General features: G+C 63.3%; 15 protein-coding genes. 4 read left to right on the forward strand and 11 right to left on the reverse strand.

Annotation, left to right across the window (positions count from 1 at the left end; all coding sequences use genetic code 11):
- Positions 1-94: 94 nt before the first annotated feature.
- Positions 95-775: a Bax inhibitor-1/YccA family protein gene (locus HH213_RS02405; RefSeq protein ID WP_110849073.1), complete on the forward strand. Its 681-nt coding sequence runs from the start codon at positions 95-97 to the stop codon at positions 773-775.
- A gap of 63 nt (positions 776-838) precedes the next feature.
- Complete coding sequence (locus HH213_RS02410) at positions 839-1,534, forward strand: endonuclease/exonuclease/phosphatase family protein (RefSeq protein WP_169110543.1); 696 nt, start codon at positions 839-841, stop codon at positions 1,532-1,534.
- Between the two features lies 1 nt (position 1,535).
- On the opposite strand, the gene pbpC is transcribed toward HH213_RS02410, so the two are convergent.
- The 9 genes from pbpC to HH213_RS02455 all read right to left on the reverse strand — a co-directional run bounded on the left by pbpC (position 1,536) and on the right by HH213_RS02455 (position 17,087).
- A complete protein-coding gene (pbpC, locus tag HH213_RS02415; protein WP_169110545.1) occupies positions 1,536-3,644 on the reverse strand; it encodes a penicillin-binding protein 1C in 2,109 nt (702 codons plus the stop codon).
- A complete protein-coding gene (locus HH213_RS02420) occupies positions 3,641-9,325 on the reverse strand; it encodes an alpha-2-macroglobulin family protein (protein ID WP_169110547.1) in 5,685 nt (1,894 codons plus the stop codon). Before HH213_RS02420 ends, pbpC begins: the two co-directional genes overlap by 4 nt.
- An 80-nt stretch (positions 9,326-9,405) precedes the next feature.
- Positions 9,406-10,746, reverse strand: coding sequence for a 23S rRNA (uracil(1939)-C(5))-methyltransferase RlmD (gene rlmD / locus HH213_RS02425; RefSeq protein ID WP_169110549.1), 1,341 nt, complete (start codon positions 10,744-10,746; stop codon positions 9,406-9,408).
- A 78-nt stretch (positions 10,747-10,824) separates the two neighbouring features.
- Complete coding sequence (gene rpoS, locus HH213_RS02430; RefSeq protein WP_110849078.1) at positions 10,825-11,820, reverse strand: RNA polymerase sigma factor RpoS; 996 nt, start codon at positions 11,818-11,820, stop codon at positions 10,825-10,827.
- Positions 11,821-11,858: 38 nt separating this feature from the next.
- Positions 11,859-12,812 carry a peptidoglycan DD-metalloendopeptidase family protein gene (locus HH213_RS02435; protein WP_169110551.1) on the reverse strand — a complete coding sequence of 318 codons (954 nt, stop codon included), beginning with the start codon at positions 12,810-12,812 and terminating at the stop codon, positions 11,859-11,861.
- A 27-nt stretch (positions 12,813-12,839) separates the two neighbouring features.
- Complete coding sequence (locus HH213_RS02440) at positions 12,840-13,706, reverse strand: protein-L-isoaspartate(D-aspartate) O-methyltransferase (protein WP_169110553.1); 867 nt, start codon at positions 13,704-13,706, stop codon at positions 12,840-12,842.
- On the reverse strand, positions 13,703-14,440 hold the full coding sequence (surE, locus tag HH213_RS02445) for a 5'/3'-nucleotidase SurE (RefSeq protein ID WP_169110555.1): 738 nt from the start codon (positions 14,438-14,440) through the stop codon (positions 13,703-13,705). Before surE ends, HH213_RS02440 begins: the two co-directional genes overlap by 4 nt.
- 70 nt (positions 14,441-14,510) lie before the next feature.
- Positions 14,511-16,472, reverse strand: a complete 1,962-nt coding sequence (locus HH213_RS02450) for a tetratricopeptide repeat protein (protein WP_169110557.1) — start codon at positions 16,470-16,472, stop codon at positions 14,511-14,513.
- Positions 16,473-16,481: 9 nt separating this feature from the next.
- Complete coding sequence (locus HH213_RS02455) at positions 16,482-17,087, reverse strand: toll/interleukin-1 receptor domain-containing protein (protein WP_110849083.1); 606 nt, start codon at positions 17,085-17,087, stop codon at positions 16,482-16,484.
- Positions 17,088-17,245: 158 nt separating this feature from the next.
- On the opposite strand from HH213_RS02455, the gene HH213_RS02460 reads away from it, so the two are divergent.
- Positions 17,246-18,232: an NADPH:quinone oxidoreductase family protein gene (locus HH213_RS02460; protein ID WP_169110559.1), complete on the forward strand. Its 987-nt coding sequence runs from the start codon at positions 17,246-17,248 to the stop codon at positions 18,230-18,232.
- Positions 18,233-18,320: 88 nt separating this feature from the next.
- Here HH213_RS02460 and yoaA read toward each other — a convergent pair whose 3' ends face one another.
- Entirely contained in the window at positions 18,321-20,225 is a 1,905-nt protein-coding gene (gene yoaA, locus HH213_RS02465; RefSeq protein WP_229263257.1) for a DNA repair helicase YoaA, read from the reverse strand.
- A 157-nt stretch (positions 20,226-20,382) separates the two neighbouring features.
- Positions 20,383-20,583, reverse strand: coding sequence for a YdcH family protein (locus HH213_RS02470; RefSeq protein ID WP_008450659.1), 201 nt, complete (start codon positions 20,581-20,583; stop codon positions 20,383-20,385).
- Between the two features lie 115 nt (positions 20,584-20,698).
- Between HH213_RS02470 and HH213_RS02475 the strand changes: the two genes are divergently transcribed.
- Positions 20,699-21,460 (forward strand): PP2C family protein-serine/threonine phosphatase, encoded by a 762-nt coding sequence (locus HH213_RS02475; protein WP_110849086.1) that lies wholly within the window; start codon positions 20,699-20,701, stop codon positions 21,458-21,460.
- The last annotated feature ends 27 nt before the right edge of the window (positions 21,461-21,487 follow it).

Raw genomic sequence — 21,487 nt, forward strand, 5'->3', positions numbered from 1 at the left:
AAGTGCAATAAAAGCAGGTTTTAAGGATTTCCCGACCCCGGCGTGCTATGCTTTTATCAAAGCAGTAAACTTTCATCCTTTAATGGAGGGCACTATGAACAACATGCAAAACACCTACGACCTGGCGGGAAGCCGTCGCCTGGTGCAGCACAACGTGCTGCGCAATACCTACTGGCTGCTGGCCCTGTCGATGGTGCCAACCATCTTCGGCGCGGTCATTGGCGTATCGCTGCACCTGCCGCTGAGCGGCGGCCTGATGGCGCTGGCCTTCCTGGCAATTGCCTTCGGCTTCATCTGGGGGATTGAAAAGAACAAGGATTCCGGCGTCGGCGTCGCCCTGCTGCTGGGCTTCACCTTCTTCATGGGCCTGTGGCTGACCCCACTGCTGTCGCGCATCCTGGGCTATTCGAACGGCGGCTTCCTGATCGCCACCGCGTTTGGCGGTACGGCGGCGGTGTTTGCGACGCTGGCGTCGATCGCCACCGTCTCCAAGCGTGATTTCTCGGGCATGGGCACGTGGCTGTTCGCCGGTGTGGTGATCCTGATCCTGGCGTCGCTGGCCAACATCTTCCTGCATATCCCGGCGCTGGCAATCGTGATCTCGGTGGTGGCGATTGGTATCTTCTCGGCCTATATCCTGTATGACGTGCAGCAGATCGTCAACGGCGGCGAGACCAACTACATCCGCGCCACGCTGAGCATCTACCTGGACGTGTACAACATCTTCACCAACCTGCTGTCGCTGCTGGGCATCTTTGGCGGCAACCGCAACTAAGCGTTAAGCATTCCCAGAAAGCCGGCCTCGCGCCGGCTTTTTTTATCGGCGCGCCGCGACGCCATGCGGGCGCTGGTGCGCTACCACGGCTTCGACCTGTGGGGCACGCAGGAAGGACCGGAAAACCAGTTGGCCGACCTGGATACACTGAATGAATATGCGCGCGTCGGTGTCGGCCGCGACGACGGCAAGCAGGCCGGCGAGCACTCGGCCATTTTTTATCGGCGTGAGCGTTTTGCACTGGAAGACCATGGCGATTTCTGGCTCAGCACCACGCCCGACAAACCCTCCATGGGCTGGGACGCGCGCTGCTGCAAACGCCTCGTGACCTGGGCAAAGTTGCGCGACAAGCCGAGTGGCCAGACGTTTGTAGTGCTGAATGCGCACTTCGACCACGAAGGCGTGATGGCGCGGCGCGAATCGGCGCGCCTGTTGGTGGAGCGCAGTCGCGCACTGGCCGGCAAGCTGCCGCTGATTGTGCTGGGCGATTTCAATAGCACGCCGGACAGCGAGGTGGTCGCCACCATCAGCGCCACCCTGCGCGACGCCAGGGCCATCAGCCAGATGCCCGCCTATGGGCCTTTAGAGACCTTCAACGACTTCGATATCAGCAAGCCGGCGCAGGAGCGTATCGACTACATCTTTCTCAGCCCGAAGTGGCAAGTGCTGCGCTACGCAGTGCTGACCGATTCGATGGAAGCGCGCTATCCGTCCGACCACTTCCCTGTCGCCGCGCGCCTGCGCTTGCCGGCGGATTGATTCACTCGGCAGACTTGTTGAGTCCCCGGACCTGGAAATGGGCGGTCGCGATCGGTTTTGCGTTGGCGTCGACCAGCGCCAGCTGGTGCTGGCCGGGAGTGGGGCGCCAGCTGTAGCTGCTGGCGGCCTGGCCTAGCGGCTCGCCGTCCAGCTGCCAGCTCAGGTTCTGCCCGCCCTGCGCCTGGAAGAATACGCGCTGGATGGCGTCCGGGATATCAGGATCAAGCGCAATGATGGCAGCTTCGCCTGGATACAAGATCTTCGGTGCGCGATGCAGGTCTTGCACCAGTGCGATCACCGGGCTTTCGGTGCCGGCGATGAACCATTCGTTGCGCGCCGCTTCCAGCGCCGGTTGATAGGCGACCTGCTGGCGCAACACGCCGGCCGGCGGCTTGGGTGCGCGGCTGGACTGGCCGCGATGCAGGTAGTCCATCACGTCGCGCCACACCGGCGCGGCGCCGCTGACGCCGGAAACGTCCCACATCGATTGGCCGTCAAAATTACCGACCCAGACCCCTACCGTGTATTTGTCGGTGTAGCCGACGCACCAGTTGTCGCGCATATCCTTGCTGGTGCCAGTCTTGACGGCGGCCCAGAAGGTGGTCGCCAGTTCGTTCTTCAGGCCGAAGGTGACGCTGCGCGCCGCGCGGTCGGCCAGGATGTCGCTGATGATGAAGCTGGCGCGCGCATCGAGTACGCGGCGTGGCGCGGCCGTGGCGGCAATCGCAGCTGCCTGCGGCGCCAGTGTCACCGCGCCATACATGCCGCCGTTGGCCAGCGTGCGATAGGCATTGCTCAGCTCCAGCAGCGACACCTCGGCCGATCCCAGCGCCAGCGAATAGCCATAGTATTCGGCCGGCCGCGTCAAACTGCTCAAGCCCACCTCGCGCAGGCGCTCGTGAAAACGCTCCATGCCCGTCATCACCAGCGTGCGCACGGCCGGTACGTTGAGTGAGCTGGCAAGGCTGGTGCGCACGCTGACGTAGCCTTTAAAATTCTTATCGTAGTTCTGCGGGATGTACATGCCGCCCGGCGTCGAGATATCGATCGCCGTATCGTCCATCAGCGACGCCGCCGTCAACTGCTTGCGCTCCAGCGCCAGCTCGTACAGAAACGGTTTGAGCGTCGATCCGGCCTGGCGCAGCGCCGCCACGCCATCCACTTCGCCGCCACCGGCGTTGCCGACATAGGCCAGAATCTCGCCGCTGGCGTTATCCAGCACCACCACCGCGCCGTCGTTCACATTGCGGCCCTGGAGCGCGGCCAGCTGCTGGCGCAGCACATTCTGCGCGTAGCGCTGCAAGCCCGCATCCAGCGTGCTGCGCACCGCCTGCCCGCTGCGCGTCAGAAGCTGTTGCGCCACCTGCGGCGCCGGCGGCAGGTTAGCAGCCAACTGCGGACGGCTCATCGCCACCACAATCCGCAACTGGATCTCGCTACAGGTCGACGGCAAACGCAACTCCAGCGCCAGCGCACAAGCCCGCTGCGACACCACCTTCTGCCCAGCCGCCGGTCCGCGCAGCAGACTGGCCAGAATCACCGCCTCGCTCAGATCCAGTCCGGAAGGCGCTTTGCCGAACATGCCGCGCGCCGCCGCGCCAACGCCTTGCAGCTCACCGCGATACGACACCATATTCAGATACGCTTCCATGATCTGCTGCTTGGTCCACTGCGTATCCAGCTCGCGCGCTGCCTTCACCTGATCCCACTTCTGCCCCCAGCTACGACCCTTGGCGGCCGGCTGCAAGGCGGGGTCGAGCAAAGCCGCCAATTGCATGGTGATGGTTGAAGCGCCGCGCGGACGGGTGCGGAACAGATTATCCCACGCCGCCTTGGCCGCCGCATTCCAGTCCACACCATCGTGCTGGTAGAAACGCTGATCCTCAGCTTGCAGCACCGCCGCCGGCAGCGCCGGCGAGATATCGTTCAGCGCCACCCACGGCAAGCGCCGCACCGTCATGTCGATGCGCAGCGACTGAATCGCCTCGCCGTGCCGGTCCAGCAGCTCCGCGTCCGACGAGCGATACGCCTTCCGCACCTCATCAAATGTCGGCGCTGCGTGAACGGCGCCGGCCAGCGCCAGCGCAAGGGTACAAACGATCAGCTTCATTTCACGGTAATGGCAGCATTGGGCGAAGCGCCAAACATCTCGGGGCTGTACATCGCCTCGACACGGGTTGGCGGCAGGTTGAACTGGCCCGGATTATTCAGGCGCACAGTGTACTCCACGCTCCATTTGCCTTTCGGGACAAACTCGTAGAACGCGCGATAACCCTCAAACGTGCGCTCCTGGAAGGCCGGATATGCCCAACCGGTACTGGCTTCACCGCTGCGCATGATCTTGGAATCGCCGCCCAGGCCGGAGCCCAGCACCGTGGCGCTGGCCGGGATCGGATCATCCACCACCACCCAGGTCATATCCGACTGCGCTTCCAGATCCAGATGTACGCGATAGACATCGCCACGCGACCACACGCCTTTGACCTTCTGCTCCACCGGCGTAATGGTCTTGGCGATGCGATAGCCGCTGGACAGTGGCGCCTTGAGCGGCACTGCGGACAAGGTCTGCACCGTGGCCCATGGCTTGCCGGCGCCCGCGTGCTCCAGCGCCAGCTGGCCACTACCGCCGCGCGGCCAAGGCAGCATCACCGTGCCGCCAGCCGGCTCGCCACCAAAGGCAATGCTCTTGCTGGCGTTGGCCAGTGTAGCGCCGGCAGTGCCCGTCACCTTGTCCTTCTCGAACAGGCGCGAGAATTTGTCCACCGCCAGTACGCCCCAGGCATTTGCGACCGTCGTGCCCCAACGGCCCTTCTGCTGACGTCCCAGCGCGCCGCGCGCCAGCCGGCCGATATCATCCTTCCACGCCGGGTTGTCGGCCATAACCAGCAACAGCCGGTTGGCATTGCCGTCAGCGGAAGACATCAGCCACCACCAGTCGTCGGTGCGCTCGGTGGAGAATGTCATCGTCGTGCCTTGCAGGTTCAGACGCGAGCGCAGGATCTGCTCCGCCTCCTTCAGGCGCTGCACGCGCTGCGGCAGCTCCTTCGAGCGTTGCAGGATCTGGTACCAGTCGAGGACTGCGGACGTCGGCCACAAATTCGGCTGCAGCGTGAACGACTCCAGATCAGCCGCCTGCGTCGGCCGCGAACGAGACAAGGCCTCTAGCGCGGCGATCTTACGTACCGCCAGATCGGCGGTCGGCAAGGCCGAGTAGCGCACCACTTTGCCCTGCACGAAGGCCAGCAGGCCCGACTCCATTTGTCCGCGCAGACCATCTGGAATCACATAGCCCGCTTCCGCCGCCGCCGACAGCACATACGCCGTCAGCGTATCGCTACCCTGTTGCATCGTCGCGAAATACTTGACCAGGCCATCGCTGTCCAGATGCGCCGGCAGCGTATCGATCGCCGACTGCCACATCGACTTGTCATGCAGCGCGATCGAACGCGAAGTGACCTGCTCGAAGCAGCGGTACGGGTACTTCTTCATGTACTCCTGAACGCCTGGCAGGTCGCCGCCCAGCGATGGGCTATACTGCACTTGCACGCCGCCGCGTCCCGGCACCGCGTCGTCCGGCAGCGCCACCTGCATCGACTGCTTGCGGTCCAGTTGCAGCAGGGTGGCCTGCATTACCGTCACCGGCACGGCCAGTACCACCTTCTGCTTGATCTTGATGCGGTCCGTCGACCCCGCGCCGCCGCCCTCCACTGCCGCGCTGACATCCCAATCCAGCGTGCTGGCGCCGGCCGGCACCTGCACGTCCCAGCCGATCTCGCGCGCCTGCCCCGGCTCCAGCGACACCGATTGCGGCGACAACGCCTTGCCACCCGCGCTGGCGGTCAACGTGGCTTTCACCGCAGCGTCGGTGGTATTGCGCAGCGTGAAGCCGGCGCGCAAGCGGTCGCCTTCGCGCACCAGCGCCGGCAAGCCGGAAAGCAGAATCAGATCCTGCGAGCTGCGTACTTCCGTGCGGCCAGTGCCGAACAAATCCGCCTGTGCGCTGGCGACGGCCACGATGCGGAACGCCGTCAGCGAATCGTTGATCGGCACCTGCACCGTGGCTTCGCCGTTCGCATCCAGCGTCACGCGCGCTTTCCAGAACAGCAGTGTGTCGAACAGCTCACGTCCCGCGCCCTTGCCGCCGCCGCCGCCCGCCGGTACCGCCTTGCGGCCGAAGTGGCGCTTGCCGACCACCTGCATCTGCGCAGTAGCCGTGGTCACTTGCAGGCTGCGTTGGCCCATCATGGTTTCCAGCAGATCCCAGCTGGTGTTGGGCATCAGCTCCAGCAGGCCGACATCGACCGCCGCCAGCGCCACTTCCGCGCCGGCCGGCGGCGCCGAGCCATCCGGCAGCGTGACCTTGACCGCCACCGTGGCCTTGTCGCGCACCTTGTACACCGGCTTGTCCGCCGTGACCTGCACCTTCAATTCGTTGGCCGACCAGCCCACGCGCAGCGGCGCGATCCCCAGCTTGTAGGCCGGCTTGCCCAGATCGACCAGCGCGGTCGGCTGCACACTGTTCACGCGGCCGCGGACCACCAGCGCGGAGACGTAGACATTCGGCGCATACGACTTCTTGACCGGAATGGTGAACACCGGCTCACTGCCGCTCAGCGGACGGATATAGGTATCGATCACGCCTTCGCGCTCCACCGTTACCAGCGCGGTCGCTTCGCGGAACGGCATGCGTACCTGGAAGCTGGCCGTCTCGCCGGGTTCGTAGCGTTTTTTCTCCGGCAGCAGGTCGATGCGATCGTTGTCGGTGGCGGCGAACCACCAGTCAGCGCCGTCGGCTACCCAGGTTTCGCGATGGGCGATGGCGGCGCGCTGCTGCCCATCCTGCGTCTTCGCGCGCAGGATCAGGTTACCCGACGCCGGCGCCTTGACCTTGCAGATCAACAGTCCCTTGTTGTCGGTTCTGCCTTCACACGCGGCGCCCAGCGCCTTGATCTCGCTGCTATTCTCGTAGGCGTAGAAGCCGCCGATCAGGCGGCGACGGTGCGAGTACGACAGGCGCTGGAAGAAGTCCACCGCCACAGGCGCATCGGGCACCGGCTTGCCTTGCAGGTCCAGCACCGCTACCGTGAATTTGAGGCCTTCCTTGCTGGCGACCCAGCCATCGGGCTGAATGCCGATCACATAGCTGGAAGGCCACAGCGCAATCTGCGTGGCGGCCGACAGCGTTTCGCCATTGGCGTCCTGGAAGGTCATCTCGGCCATCAGCTCTTTCGGCGTCTGCACCTCGGGCAGCTGGTCCAGCGTAACGCGCGCGCCGCCGGCCTTGTCCAGCGTCAGGTTGCGGGTCTTGATATTGGCCGGGCCGGCGACCGCCCCATCCTCGCCTTCGCCGTCGCCCTCGTACATGCCTTCGTCGTCATCGAAGGTGCCGGCGTTCTTTTCGGCGCCGACCTTGACGTCGCCGTTACTGAAGCTGAAGTCCGGATAATCGGCAAAGCTGACGCCCTTGTCCTGCACCACAGTGCGCAGCTGTACCGGCGCATCGCCCGCGCCGCCGCCGGACAGGTAGCCCAGCTGGATATCCAGCGCCACCGACGACGCCTGAATCGCCGGCGTCTTCGGCCCTTGCAAGAGCGCCTTCATGGTCGGCACGCGGAACTGTTCAACGCGGAAGCGACCTGCCGTGCGGCCACTCAGCATCAGCTGATACCAGCCCTGCTTGGCGTCCGCCGGAATGGTCCAGGTACTTTCGGCTGAGCCGCTGGGATTCCACTTGATCTGCACGTCGTACTGCTGCTGGCTGCCTTCATGCATGATGTGCAGCATACGATCCTGTTCTTTCGACGCCTGCACAATGCCCTGCTCGACGTGACGGCGCAGGAAGTGCTTCATGTGTACCGTCTCGCCGGCGCGCAGCAGCATGCGGTCAAACACCGTGGTGGCGATGACGTTATCGGCGCCGCCGTCGCCACCAGGCAGATTGAAGCGCCAGGTCTCGATGCCGCGATCCCAGTCGGACAAGGTGAACGTCATGTCCGCGCCAAGACGCGCGCTGACAAAGTAGCGGCCATCCTTTGCCTTGCGCGAGGTCGGCAGCTCCTTGCGGATGTGCGCCAGGCCGCCGGCGTCGGTCATACCCTGCCACAGCAGATTGCCTTCAAAATCGCGCACTACCACTTGCGCCTGCGGCACCGGCTGGCCCTTGTCGAGCGACGTCACCCACACCACCGACGACTCCGCGCCGTGCTTGAAGTGCGCCACCATATTGGTCACCAGCGCGGCCGCACTGACGTAAGCCTTCTTGCCAACGCCCAGTCCCTCGCCCAGCTTGGGACTCGCCAGCTCCACCACATAGAAGCCCGGCTTGCGCAGCGGGACGCCGACCACCTCCATCGCCCGGCCGCCGCTCGGTTTGGGCATGGCAAAGCGTTCCACCTTGCCGGCCTTGGCGTCCAGCAGCTGCTTGCCGAGGCTATCGCCCCACTGCTCCTGCGGCTGCCAGCTGTAGCTGGTGCCCATGCGCTTGAGCCATGCGATTACCTGCTGGTCTTGCTGATCGCTCGACGCCGCACCATCGTTGACCCGCAGCGCGGCGCCATCCACCTTGCTGCCCGCCAGCCGCGCCTCGACATTGCGCACGGTGACCGGCAACAGCTTGTCGCCCTTCGCCTCGATGATGCCGAAGCGCGCCGGGAACTTGACCAGCGGCGGCTGCGCATCGGTGCGCACCGTCATCGGGAAGCTGGCCTGGTTCACCAGCATGCGGCCGGCATCGTCCTTCAGCTTGGGCGGCATCGACAGCGTCAGCCTGGCGCTTTCGGGGAACGGGCCTTTGATGTTGAGCCATTGCAGATACTCGGCCTGCTCTTCTTCCTTGGTCAGCACCGGCTTGAACACCTTGCCGCTTGGCCCCGTGATCTTGACCGCCAGCGCGTCGGCGCGCGGCACCGGCGCCGAAAACTGCACGCGCATCGGCAGGAACGGAATGCAGGCGCCATCGGCCGCCAGCCTGTCGCAGCTGAAGCGCGCGTTGAAATCCGGCCGCGTATTGAAGGCCAGCTTTTGCTCCTGCGTGGTGACGAGGCCGCTGTCGGCGGCGATGCCCGCGCCCCACACCAGCGACACGTTGGCGTCCGCCGGCAACGGCCGCTGACATTGCAGCACCACGATCGGCAGTTTGTCGAGCTTCTGGTTATTGACCTTGGCGGTCGCCCGCCACACCACACCGCGCGCCTTGAAGTACAGGGACAGATAGCGTTCCGTGAACGACTTGCGCATCTCCAGCACGCGCTGACGCTCCGCGCCCTGCAGCAGGCGCACGCCGATTTTCTCGTTGATGCCCTCCGCCTGGCACCAGGCGTGGGCGGTGATGGTTGATTCGCTGGCCGGCGCGTCGAGGCCGAGCACAAAGATCTGCTGTTCGTCGATGGCGCCGGAGCCGTCGCGCGGTGCGGCCTCTACCACCGCCGGCCCGCCGGTGTCGAAGCTGAACTGGCGGTCGCCCTTCAGCGGCTTGCCGTCGATGTCCTTGACGTCGTCCTTGAGCGTGAAGCGGCAAGCCACGCCGCCCGGCAGGTCGCGCACAAAATCGTAGCTCCAGTTCTGGCCATCGATCCAGCGGCCCTTGCCCTCTTGCGGACAATCGACGGTGAACGGATCGCTGAGCCGCATATCGCCCAGCGGCACCATCTGGCCACTGAAGCGCGCCGCCACCTGGCGCACGCCCTTGACGGTGCCCGATGGCGAAAACGAGGTTACGGAAGTATCGGCCAGAACGGCCAGCGGCAGGCTGCTTAACGCAGCCAGCGCGATGATTCGGGACAGAAGGCGCATGCCAACTCCAGGCGCTGATTAACAATCAGCCCAGTGTTGCGCACGCCTCCTGCAAAGTCAATAATATTAGAAGAAAAACATTAGGCCAGGTCGAACACGGCCATCGATTCGACGTGCGAGGTGTGCGGGAACATATTCACCACGCCGGCCTTGTCCAGCTTGTAGCCGGCCAGGTTGACCAGCGCGTTGGCGTCGCGCGCCAGCGTCGACGGGCTGCACGAGACGTAGACGATGCGCTTCGGCAGGAACTCCGGATTCGTCTTGCGCAGTTCGCCCAGCGACTCGCACAAGGTCATGGCGCCATCGCGTGGCGGGTCGATCAGCATGCGGTCGAATTTGCCGAGCGCGATCAGGTCTGCCGGCGTGACTTCGAACAGATTGCGGTTGTAGAAGGTGGTCTTGCCGTCCAGGCCGTTGGCCTTGGCGTTGCTCAGCGAACGGTCGGTCAGCGCCTGGCTGCCTTCGATGCCCACCACTTCGCGCGCCAGCGTCGCCAGCGGCAGCGTGAAGTTACCCAGGCCGCAGAACAGGTCGGCCACGCGGTCTTCCGGTTGCACGTCCAGCAGGCGCAGCGCCTTGTGCACCAGCGCGCGGTTGATGTGGTGGTTGACCTGGGTGAAGTCGACCGGCTTGAACGGCATGCGCACGCCGTATTCCGGCAGCAGGTAGTGCAGCTGCGGCTCCAGCGGGTAGAACGGCGCGGCGGTTTCCGGGCCTTTGGTTTGCAGCCAGAACTGCACTTTGTATTCGTCGGCGAAGGCCTTGAGCTTGGCTTCGTCGTCGGCGGTCGGGGTCGCCATCACGCGCAGCACCAGCGCGGTGACGTCTTCACCGATCGCCAGTTCGATCTGCGGCACTTCCTTGTACAGCGTCAGCGAGCCGATCAGCGCGCGCAGCGGCAGCAGCATGTCCGACACGTGCTTTGGCAGGATCTGGCAGCTCTTGATGTCGGCCACGAACACCGACCGCTTCTCCTTGAAGCCGACCAGCACGGTGCCCTTTTTCTCGACCCAGCGCACCGACAGGCGCGCACGGAAACGGTAGCCCCAGGTCGGGCCGTACATCGGGCGCATGATGTTGTCGGCGGTGACTTTGCCGATGTGCCACAGGTTATCTTCCAGCACCCGCTGCTTGATCGCCACCTGCGCGGTCGGCTCCAGGTGCTGCATCGAGCAGCCGCCGCAATAGTCGAAGTGTTCGCACTGCGGCTTGACGCGCATCGACGATTCGCGGTGCAGCGCGGTCATACGCGCGGCTTCCCAGTTTTTCTTCTTCTTGAACGTCTCAAAGCTGACGCGCTCACCTGGCAGCGCACCTTCCACGAACACTACTTTACCCGGCGTGCCGTCTTCGTTTTCAATATGGCCGACGCCACGGGCGTCCATGTCGAGCGATTTGATGTCGATGGTATTTTCTTGCATAACGTTCAATAGTAGGGAAAGCGCGGCCGGCCCGCGTACAGGGGCGACATGATACCAGAACAGGCTGGGGCTACGCGACTACAGCAGGGAATCGCGGACCACGCCGCGCGCCGCCATCGCCCGTTTCAGCTTGACCAGCGCTTCCTGCTGGATCTGGCGCACCCGCTCCCGCGTCACGCCCATCTCTTCGGCCAGGGTTTCCAGCGTGGCCGGATCGTCATTATCGAGGCCGAAACGGCGCATGATGACGATGCGCTGCTTGTCCGGCAGCTTGGTCAGCCAGTCGCGAACCAGCACCGTCATTTCGTGGTGCTCGGCGCGGGCGTCGGGACTGTCGTCGCTGTCGCCCGGCAGCATGTCCATCAGCGACGATTGCGGATCGTTGTCGAGCGGCGCATCGAGCGAGGTGGCGTGTTCGGACAAGGCCAGGATGTCCTGCACCTCTTCCACCGGACGGCCGACCAGCTCGGCGATGTCTTCGGCGGTGGCGTCCTTGCCGTTGTGGTGCTGTGCTTCGAGGTGGTATTTGCCGCGCAGAATCTGGTTCAGCTCGCGCACCATGTGCACCGGCAGCCGCACCGTGCGCGCCTGGTTCATGATGGCGCGCTCGATGCTCTGGCGGATCCACCAGGTGGCGTAGGTGGAAAAACGGAAACCGCGCTCGGGCTCGAACTTGTCGATGGCGCGCATCAGGCCGATGTTGCCTTCTTCGATCATGTCCAGCAGTACCACGCCGCGGTTGATGTAGTGCTTGGCGATCGACACCACCAGCCGCAGGTTGTGCTCGATCATGGTCTGGCGCGCGCTGAAGTCGCCGGCCTTGGCCAGCGTGGCGTAATGGACTTCCTGCGGCGCCGTCAGCAGCGGCCGGGTGCCGATCTGGTTCAGATAGTGCTGGGTGGTGTCGGTCGACAGCTCGGCCGCCAGCACCTTCTTCAGCTCGTCGACGGTTTCCAGAACCGCGCCGGTCTCCGGCGCGTCGGCCTCGTCCGCGTCGTCGATGCTGGCCTCCTCATCCTGGAAATCATCCGGGAGCGAGTCGTCGTCCATCTGATCGTGCGGCGTAGAGGTCATGGCTCACATGGCTCAACTAGCGGTTATCTAGAGTTAATCTAGCGATTCGGCAGGAAGCGGGATGGATCGACTGGCTTGCCCTGCTGGCGGATTTCAAAGTGCAGCTTGACGGAGTCGGTATCGGAATCACCCATTTCCGCAATCATTTGTCCCTTGCTGACAGTCTGACCTTCCTTCACCAGGATGGTCCGGTTATGCGCGTAGGCCGACAGCAAATTACTACTGTGCTTCAATATAACGAGATTACCATATCCGCGGATACCGCTGCCGGCGAACATGACTTTTCCGGCGCCGGCAGCCACGACTTGCTGGCCGGCCTTGCCGGCGATGTCCACGCCCTTGTTCTTGCCTTCGTCGAAGACGGCGGTCACCTTGCCTTCGGCCGGCCAGACCCAGGTCACGGCGGCGTCGTCGGCGGCCAGGGTCGGACCGGCTGGCGCTGCCGGTGCAGCCGGGACAGAAGCACGGGCCGAAGCAGAGGCAGCGGCGGCGGACGGCGCGGGCGCGGCGGCGACGTCCTTGCCATTGTCGGCGCGCTGCAATTCGGCCAGGTTAGCGTCCGTATACGGCTTTTTCTCGCCTTTGGGACCGGTTTTCTTGACCACCGGCGCCGGCGGCGGCGTCTTGTCGGACGGCGGCATGATGACGGCGGCGGTTTCCACGCCGGCGCCATTCGGCGCACTATCCGGCGGCAGCACGCGCAGCACCTGGTCGACCTTGATATCGTTGGCGTTGGCCAGATTGTTCCAGGCCACCAGGTCGCGGTAGTTCTGGCCGTATTCCAGCGCGATGCGAATGAGGGTGTCGCCCTTTTTCACGGTGTACAGGCCGCGTTCCTCGCGGCCGATCTGCGCCGTTTCGCTCGGGGTGGCGGGTTTGACAGCGGGAGAGACGGGGCGGTCGACGACCGGGGCTTGGTTAGGGGGGGATTGGCAGGCGCTCAATAAAACCAGCGCAAAGCTCAGTACGAGCAGATTGCTTTTATTCGTCATTCTCATCTTTGTCTAGTGGTTCGGGCGCTAAATCACGCCCGGACGCAACGGCACGAAGTGGCAATCTTCCAGTGTTTCGCTGGTCCACTCCGCCTTGCCGGTGCGCGTAATCAGTTCCAAATGCTGCGTGCGGACGCCCACTGGCGCAACCAATCGGCCGCCGATGGCCAGCTGGTCCAGCAGGGCTTGCGGCACTTCCATTCCGGCCGCGGCCAGAATGATACCGTCAAACGGCGCAGCTTGCGGCAGGCCAAGCATACCATCTCCGTAATGCAGACGCAGGTTCGGGACGCGCAAGGGGCGCAGATTGGCCTTGGCCAGCTCGTGCAAAGGTTTGATACGCTCGATGGAATACACTTCTTGCGCCACACAGGACAGCACCGCCGCCTGGTAGCCGCAGCCGGTGCCGATCTCCAGCACGCGCTGCAGCTGGCCGCCGTTGCGCAGCACCTCGATCATGCGGGCCACGATGTAGGGCTGCGAGATGGTCTGATGGTGGCCGATAGGCAGCGAGGCGTCCACATACGCCTGCGGCGCCAGCCCTTCGTCCATGAACATGTGACGCGGCACGGTGTCCATCGCTCCCAATACCACCGGGTCCTTGACGCCCTGCTTGGCGATCCGCTGCACCATGGCGCGCCGCACGCCGTCCGACACCAGCGCGCTCTGGCGCGGCGCCGCCGCCGGGACCTGGGCCCGCTCGAGGGCGTAACTGTGCGACTTGGACGGCGTGGCCACCGCGCGCGGCGCCGGATATGGCGGCGGTGCGTGGCGGGCGGCGTTCTGGGTGGCGGTTTGCGGTGTGGCCACCGGCTTGAAGACCGTTGCCTTCCTGGCCCCCTGGTCGGTTACCGAGGACAGCGGCAAGGGAAAGGTACGGTTTTTTTCAGTCATGCCAAGGCCTTTGCCAATGCATTGAGTTGGGTGGAGTGCGTCAAATCGATCTGCAGCGGGGTGATCGACGTGCTGCCGTTGGCGCAGGCATGGAAATCCGTGCCCTCGCCGGCATCCTTGCACGCGCCCGGCGGGCCGATCCAGTAGATATCCCTGCCGCGCGGGTCCTTGGCCTTGATCACCGGTTCCGACTGGTGGCGGCGGCCCAGCCGCGTGGCAACCACCTGGTTAAGCTGGTCATAAGGACGATTCGGTATATTCACGTTCAGCAGATAGGGGCGCGGCAACGTTTCATAGTAGCGCTGGATAATGTCGCGCGCATGACGCGCAGCGTCGTCGATATGCTCCCAGCCGTAGGTGCCCTGTGAAAAGGCGATGGCGGGAATGCCGAACAGATAGCCCTCGGTGGCGGCGGCCACGGTGCCGGAATACAGCGTATCGTCGCCCATATTCGGGCCGTTGTTGATGCCGGAGACCACCAGGTCGGGCGGCGCATCCAGCAAGGCCGTCAACGCCACGTGCACGCAATCGCTGGGCGTGCCGTTGACAAAGTAGAAACCATTCGCCGCCTGCTGCACCGACAGCGGCCGGTCCAGCGACAGCGAATTCGATGCGCCCGAGCGGTTGCTGTCCGGCGCCACAACCACGATCTCGGCGATCGGGGCAAGCGCGTTGGCCAGCGCATTGATGCCGGGTGCCAAATAGCCGTCGTCATTGCTAATCAGGATTTTCATTCAAATGATTTTACCTGAAGCAATGCCGCTACTGCGCATGCCGGCCGCCCCCTTTACGTATAAATTTTCGTCAACGCGGCGGCGTACGGCCGCCATACAATGCCCCGTCCAGCGCTACCATTTCGTCCGCCGTGCGCGACCACGCACTGTTGGCCGTCAGCGCGCCGCGTCGCCGCAGCGGCCGCATCAGGGCGTCGCCGTAGTCGTCCATGGCCGCATCCTGATGTAATTCCGGCACCATGGGCGCCTCGTCGGCTGGCACGCCCAGTTGTAGTTGCACGTCAATTAATTGTTCGCGCGCCTTGCCGGTTTCCGGGTGATCCGGCCCCAGCCGGCGCAGATAAGCTTGCAGTACCGCGTCCAGCAGGCTGCGCGCCGTGTCCAGCTCTTGCATTTGCAACAACGTGTAGGCCAGCGCCGTCTTGCTGCGCAGCGTGTCGGGGTGCTCGGCGCCCAGCAAGCGCTTGTGCGCGGCCAGCACCTGCTCCTGCACGCTGCGCGCCAGCTGGATGTCGCCGCGTTGCAGCAGCAGTTCGGCGCGGGCCGCCTTGGCGCCCAGGGTTTGCAGATGTTCGGGGCCGACCAGCCGGGTGTAGGTGTCGAGCACGCCGTCCTGCATGGCCAGCGCCTCGACCAGCCGGCCTTGCTGGCCCAGCGTGGCGGCCAGGTTGGCGCGCGCTGCCAGCGTATCGGGATGTTCGCCGCCCAGCACGCGTTCACGCGCCTCGACGATGCATTCTTCAAGGAATTGCGCCTCATCCAACCGCCCCTGCTGGCGCAGCGCGCCGGCCAGATTGATCTTGCTGGCAAGCGTATCCGGGTGATCCTCGCCCAGCGCCCGCTGGCGCAGCGACAGGCTTTCCTCGAAGCTGGACAGGGCCGGCCGTAGCTTGCCCTCGCGTCGATATAGTTCGCCCAGCAGATTGAGTTCGCGCGCCAGCGGCTGCGACATGGCGCGCGCGGCAGCCCCGCCGTCGTCCAGCGCGCCGCGCGCCTCGTTAATCTTGGCCAGTAGCTGGATTTCGCCGCTGGATTGCCACGGGAAATAACCGGGCCCCAGCCATGACAGGAAAGCCTCGAAGGTACGTGTCATGGAAAAACGGTCGCCGCCCTGATCGAGCCGCACCGCCACCTGCTCGCCGTACACCAGCGAACGGGTCTGCTGCAATTGAACCTCATCAAAATAGCTTTCCAGCGAAACGTGCTGCATCCCATAGCACTCGCGTATCAGTTCCTCAAAGCCCGGCTGGTAGCCGGAAATCTGCTGCGAAGCATCGCCGCGCCGCCACTGCAGGCGCTCGCCGCAGTCGGCCATGTCTATGCGCGATGGCAAGGGATAGACCAGCAACGGCCGTTGCTCGTCCTCATGGCTGCGGCGATAGGTGGTGGCGCGGCTGACCAGTTCCTGCAAACCATCCAGACTGTGACGGCCGGGCGTGAACATCAACACCAATTTGCGTGGAAGCAAAGTCGTGCAGACGCCGGCGCTGTCGCTGCGGCCGTTGCGGGAATCGATCAGCACGTAGCGGAAATGCCGCGACAAGCGATCGGCGAAACAGCGGAACAGCGCCGGGCAACTGTAAAACAACTCCTCCCACTGCATGGCGGCCAGCCGGTCGGGATAGCTGTCGTCGAAGCGGCCGGCGCGCATCAGATAGAGCTGGCTGCCCTGATCGACGCGGGTCACATATTGCTCCCAGCCCACCGCCGCCAGCACATCGTGCGCCAATTCGTCGTCATCCACGGTCAGCGGGCCGGTGCGACGGCGCAACAGCTGCTCCCGGCAGGCCTCGAAAAACTCCAGCACCCCCGGCTTGTGCTCCTGCGGCTGCTCGAAATAGTGGTGCAAACCGGGGGCCTCCAGGTCCCAGTCGATCATCAGCACCGGCGCGGTGGCGTTTTGCTGGCGCGCCAATAGCACCGCTATATTAGATAAGGCCATGGTGCGACCCGTGCCGCCCTTGTAAGAATAGAAAGTAATAACTTCGCCGCCGGCGCTCAGCGGCGGTAATGACAGGGAGGTAAGTTCCATGGCAAACCTTTAGCGTGGGAAGTGTGGAGGAGGAACGGCACGCCATTCCGGCGGGATCTCCGGCAAGACAAAACGGCTGCAGTCATGCTCCGGCGGCGTGCTTCGTTTTAGGCAGTGGTAATGCTCGGCGATGCGGTGGACGATTTTTTCAATGTCCGGGATGAAATCGGGATTGGTCTTCAAGTCCCCGCTGGCCAGCGTGTAGCGGGAAAAATCCACATACATGCCCGGCCCGGTAATTTGCGGCGGCAGGCCGACCGGGTGGCGGGTCATGATGACGGGGATGATCAGGTGGCTGGGCAGCTGATACCAATGCTGGCGTTCGCGCTCGATAAGTTGCATTGCTGCAAACTCGCGACGCGTATAGCCATGGGCCTCATACTTGGGTGTATAAATGACAATCATGCACACGCTCTCACACAACGCGCGCGCGATTTTGCCGTCGAGGTCGTCACCGCCCCCGAGCTGCTCACTATCAACAAACAGTTCGTTCTCGTTGTCGAAGTGAGGTTCCAGATAGCATTTCAGGGCGTCCACCAGGTCGTCCTTGAATTTGCTCATGTAAGCATGCTGGCCATGTGCATAGCTGAAGAAACAGCCGTGACGGATAGTCATGATATCCCCCTTCGTTTAACCAACTCTAACAATCCAATCTGGCGACACCTTGAGGCAGAACAAACGTGCGGCAGGCCGAACTTTGCGCAAACGGCTGGCGCTTTAAGGTAAGATAAAAATATTACGAGCGTTCTTTTTTATAACCAGAGGAGACCAGTATGAAAGCTGTCGTATGTGAAGCGTGGGGTTTGCCCGAGTCGCTAAAAGTACAAAAATTACAAGACCCGCAGCCGGGTCCGGGCCAGGTGGTGATCGATGTCCAGGCCGCCGGCGTCAACTTCCCGGACGTGCTGATTGTGCAAGGAAAGTATCAATTCAAGCCGGAACTGCCGTTCGTTCCCGGCAGCGAAGTGGCCGGCGTGATTCGCTCAGTTGCTGCTGATGTGACAACTTTCGAGGTCGGTGACAAGGTTATCGCCTTCACTTCGACTGGTGGTTTTGGGCAGCAGTTGTTAGCGCCTGTGCAAGCCCTGATGCCGATGCCGCCGGGCATGGATTTCGACACGGCAGCAGCCATCACCCTCACCTACGGCACCTCGTATCATGCGATTGTGGACCGGGCCAAGCTAGAAGCTGGTGAGAACATGCTAATTCTTGGCGCAGCAGGCGGTGTGGGCCTGGCCGCGATCGAGATCGGCAAAGCCCTTGGAGCCCGCATTATTGCTTGCGCTTCGACTGATGAGAAGCTGGAAGTCTGCCGCCAGCATGGCGCGGACGTGCTGATCAATTACAGCAAGCAGGATTTGCGCGAGGCGGTCAAGGCGGCGACCGGCGGCAAGGGACCGGATGTGATTTACGACCCGGTCGGCGGCGACTATGCGGAGCCGGCGTTCAGGTCGATAGCCTGGGGTGGGCGGTATTTGGTGGTCGGGTTTGCCAACGGCGAGATTCCGAAGTTGCCGCTGAATTTGACCTTGCTGAAGGGGGCGTCGCTGATGGGCGTGTTCTGGGGCGAGTTCACCAAGCGTGATCCGAAAGGCAACTTGAAGAATATGCGTCAGGTGTTGCAGTGGCTGCAGGAGGGCAAAATTAAGCCGCTGATTTCGGGGCGCTATGCGCTGGAGGATGCGTGGCGGGCGCTGGATGATATGGCGGCGCGACGGGTTACTGGCAAGGTGGTAGTGTTGCCGCAGAAGGATCGCTGAGCTTGCTTTCACCCCGCAAGTCGATTTGCCGGGGTCTGACCCCATGCGGGGTCAGACCCCTTTCGCCTCGGGGGTTTGTGACTAGAAGTTACGAACTGGAATTCTTGTTTCGGAAGAATTCCAGCACCACTTCCTGCTCCCGCGTGCGCTTGAACGACGGCAAACTCTGCCAGATCCGCTTGCCATACGGCTTGGAAATCACCCGTGGATCGCACAACATCAGCACGCCCTGGTCGGCCTCATCGCGAATCAGACGTCCGGCTCCCTGCTTCAGATTGATGATCGCCTCCGGCAAAGTGTGGTGCATAAAGCCATTTTTGCCCTGCTTTTCCATTACCTCGATGCGCGCTGCCAGCACCGGATCGTCCGGCGGCGCAAATGGCAGTTTGTCAATAATGACCAAGGACAGTGCATCGCCGCGCACGTCGACACCTTCCCAGAAGCTCTGCGAACCGATCAGCACGCCATTACCGGCCTTGCGGAATTGGTCTAGCAGCTCAGTCCGGCCCTTATCCCCCTGCACAAACAGCGGGAACGGCAGATTACGCTTCTCAAATTCATCGCGCAGCCGCTCGGCAGCCCGCTTCACGGCCCGCAAAGTCGTGCACAAAAGGAAAGTTTTCCCACCCGCCGCCTCGATAATCGGCAGCGCCAGATCCAGCACGGCATCTGTATATCCCATCGAATTCGGGTCCGGTAAGCCGGTCGGCACGTACAAAATGCCCTGCTCTTCATAATTGAACGGGCTCGGCCAGGACATCGACGGCTCGTCGGTCAGGCCCATCTGCTCGGAAAAGTGGCTGAAGTCCTTCTTCACCGCCAGCGTCGCCGACGTGAAAATCCAGCTGCGCGGCACGCCTTCGCGCTGGCCGGCGAAGATCGGCGCAATCGACAGCGGCGTCTTGTGCAGCTGCAGTGACGACGCATACGCCTCGACCCAGAACACCGCCTCCTCGCCCTTGGCGACCTTGGCTTTCGGGTCGAATTTCCACGCCGCCAGGCGTGACACCAGATCCAGCCCGCGCTGACGGCACTGCTCCAGCGTTTCCGCCCGTTCGGCCTGGGTCTCCAGCACGGCCATCATGCCGTCCAGCTCATCTTTCAGCGTTTGCAACGCCGGGTAAAAGTCGCTCGATGGCGCGATTTGCGGCAGCGACAGCCGCACGATGTCTTGCGGGAATGTCAGCCGCAGGTCGCGCGCGGCCTTCTCCACCACCGTGACCACCTTGCCCCAGTCGGCGCCATCGCGGGCGTTCGACAGGCCTTCGGCCAGCACGTCGCGGCACAGTTCCAGCACTTGCGAAGTCGAAAACGTGTCACCGAAGAACAAAGTGGCGGTGTCCGGCAGCTGGTGCGCCTCATCGAAGATAATCGTGTTGGCGGACGGCAGCAACTCGGCCACGCCGGAATCCTTCAGGGCCACATCGGCAAAGAACAGGTGGTGATTGACCACCACCACGTCGGCCTGCTGCGCTTCCTTGCGCGCCTTCATGATGAAGCAATCCTGGTAATACTGGCATTCCGCGCCCATGCAGTTGTCGCGGGTCGAGGTCACCAGGTTCCAGATCAGCGCGTTTTCCGGCACGCGGGCCAGCTCGGCCTTGTCGCCGGTCTTGGTCATTTTCAGGAAACGCGAGATTTCACGCAGATAGCCGACGTCGTCGCGCGAAGTCATGCGGCCGTTCTGCAGCGTGCGTTCCAAGTGGTAATGGCACAGGTAATTCGAACGGCCCTTGAGCAGCGCCACCGACACCGGCGCCTGCAAGGCGGCGCGTACGGTCGGAATATCGCGCAGGAATAGCTGATCCTGCAAGTTTTTGGTCCCGGTCGAGACGATCGTCTTGCCGCCCCACAGCAGCGCCGGCACCAGATAGGCGAAGGTTTTCCCCGTGCCCGTACCGGCCTCGGCGATCAGCGTGGTCTGGTTGGCGATGGCCACCGCGACCGCCTTGGCCATCTCGGTTTGCGAGCGGCGCGGACGGAAATCGCCCACCGCCGGCCCCAGCGGGCCGCCAGCGCCGAACAGGCGCTCTACCTCGGCGTCGTGCTTGCCGGGGGATGGTCGGGAGTGGCGCCGATGATGGCGGGTGTCGCGTCGGACGCAGGTGGAAGGTGTTCGGTCAAAATAAACTTCGTTGTAACGTTTCGGCTCAGGCCGGAACGTCCGGCACCAGTTGCATTTTCAGCAGAGTGATATGGTCTTTCAGTTGCAGTTTGCGCTTCTTGAGACGGCGCAATTGCAGTTGATCGTGGTGTCCGTCCAGGGTGAGCATATCGATGACCGCGTCCAGATCGCGGTGTTCGACGTCGAGTTCAATCAAACGACGTTGGATATCTTGTACATCAGTCATATTTCTCAGTCAAATGGTTTCACCGGAACAACAAGAATTGCAAACACGTTGCCAACAAACTGCGACACGGTGCATAGTTTAATCTACGGCGCGTCGGACGCCAACAAATCATCTTATGCGCACTTATAAAATAGAGGCCGGGACCGCCCAGCACATCGGGAACCGGCCGCAGCAGAACGACCGCGTTGCGCTATTTACCGCCGCCAGGGCGCCCGGATACGTGCTGGCGGTGCTGGCCGACGGCAATACCAGCCCGATCGGACCGGATCAGGCGCTGCTCACCAGCAAACATCTGTTCGACGAATTCCGCATCGGCGACGCGCCCAGTCTGCCCCGGCTGGAGGAGTTGCTACGCAATATCGCGCAGGAAGCGCACGCCGTGATCAAAATGAATCCGATTGCCGCCGTGGCCGAACCGCAAAGCGCACTGGCGCTGCTGGTGCTGACGCCGCAAGCGCAACTGGTGTGGGCCCATGTGGGCGACGCCCGCGTCTACCACTTCCGTGGCGAAACATGTCTGATGCGCACCAGCGACAGCGACTACGTCGACCATCTGGTCAACCACGACAAGCTGCCGGGGGAAGCGGCCAAAAAACACCGCAGTTCGCGCCTGCTGAATAACGCGCTCGGCAACAGCCTGAAAGATCCGCATGTCAGCACCGGCACGCAACAAGGCTTGCAGGCCGGCGATTCATTGATGCTGTGTTCGGACGGACTGTGGCAGCTGTTCCGTCACGAGGAACTGGCCGCCGCCGTGGCCCGCAATACGCCGCGCCAGGCCGCCGAGCGACTGATCGCCAAGGCGGCGGAACGGGCACAGGGCAAGGGCGACAACTGCTCGATGGCCATCATCAAGCTGGTGGCGCCAGCCACTTAGCCAGCCCCTCATTCCCGCGCAAGCGGG

The sequence above is a fragment of the Duganella dendranthematis genome, assembly GCF_012849375.1.
Classification (GTDB): domain Bacteria; phylum Pseudomonadota; class Gammaproteobacteria; order Burkholderiales; family Burkholderiaceae_D; genus Rugamonas; species Rugamonas dendranthematis.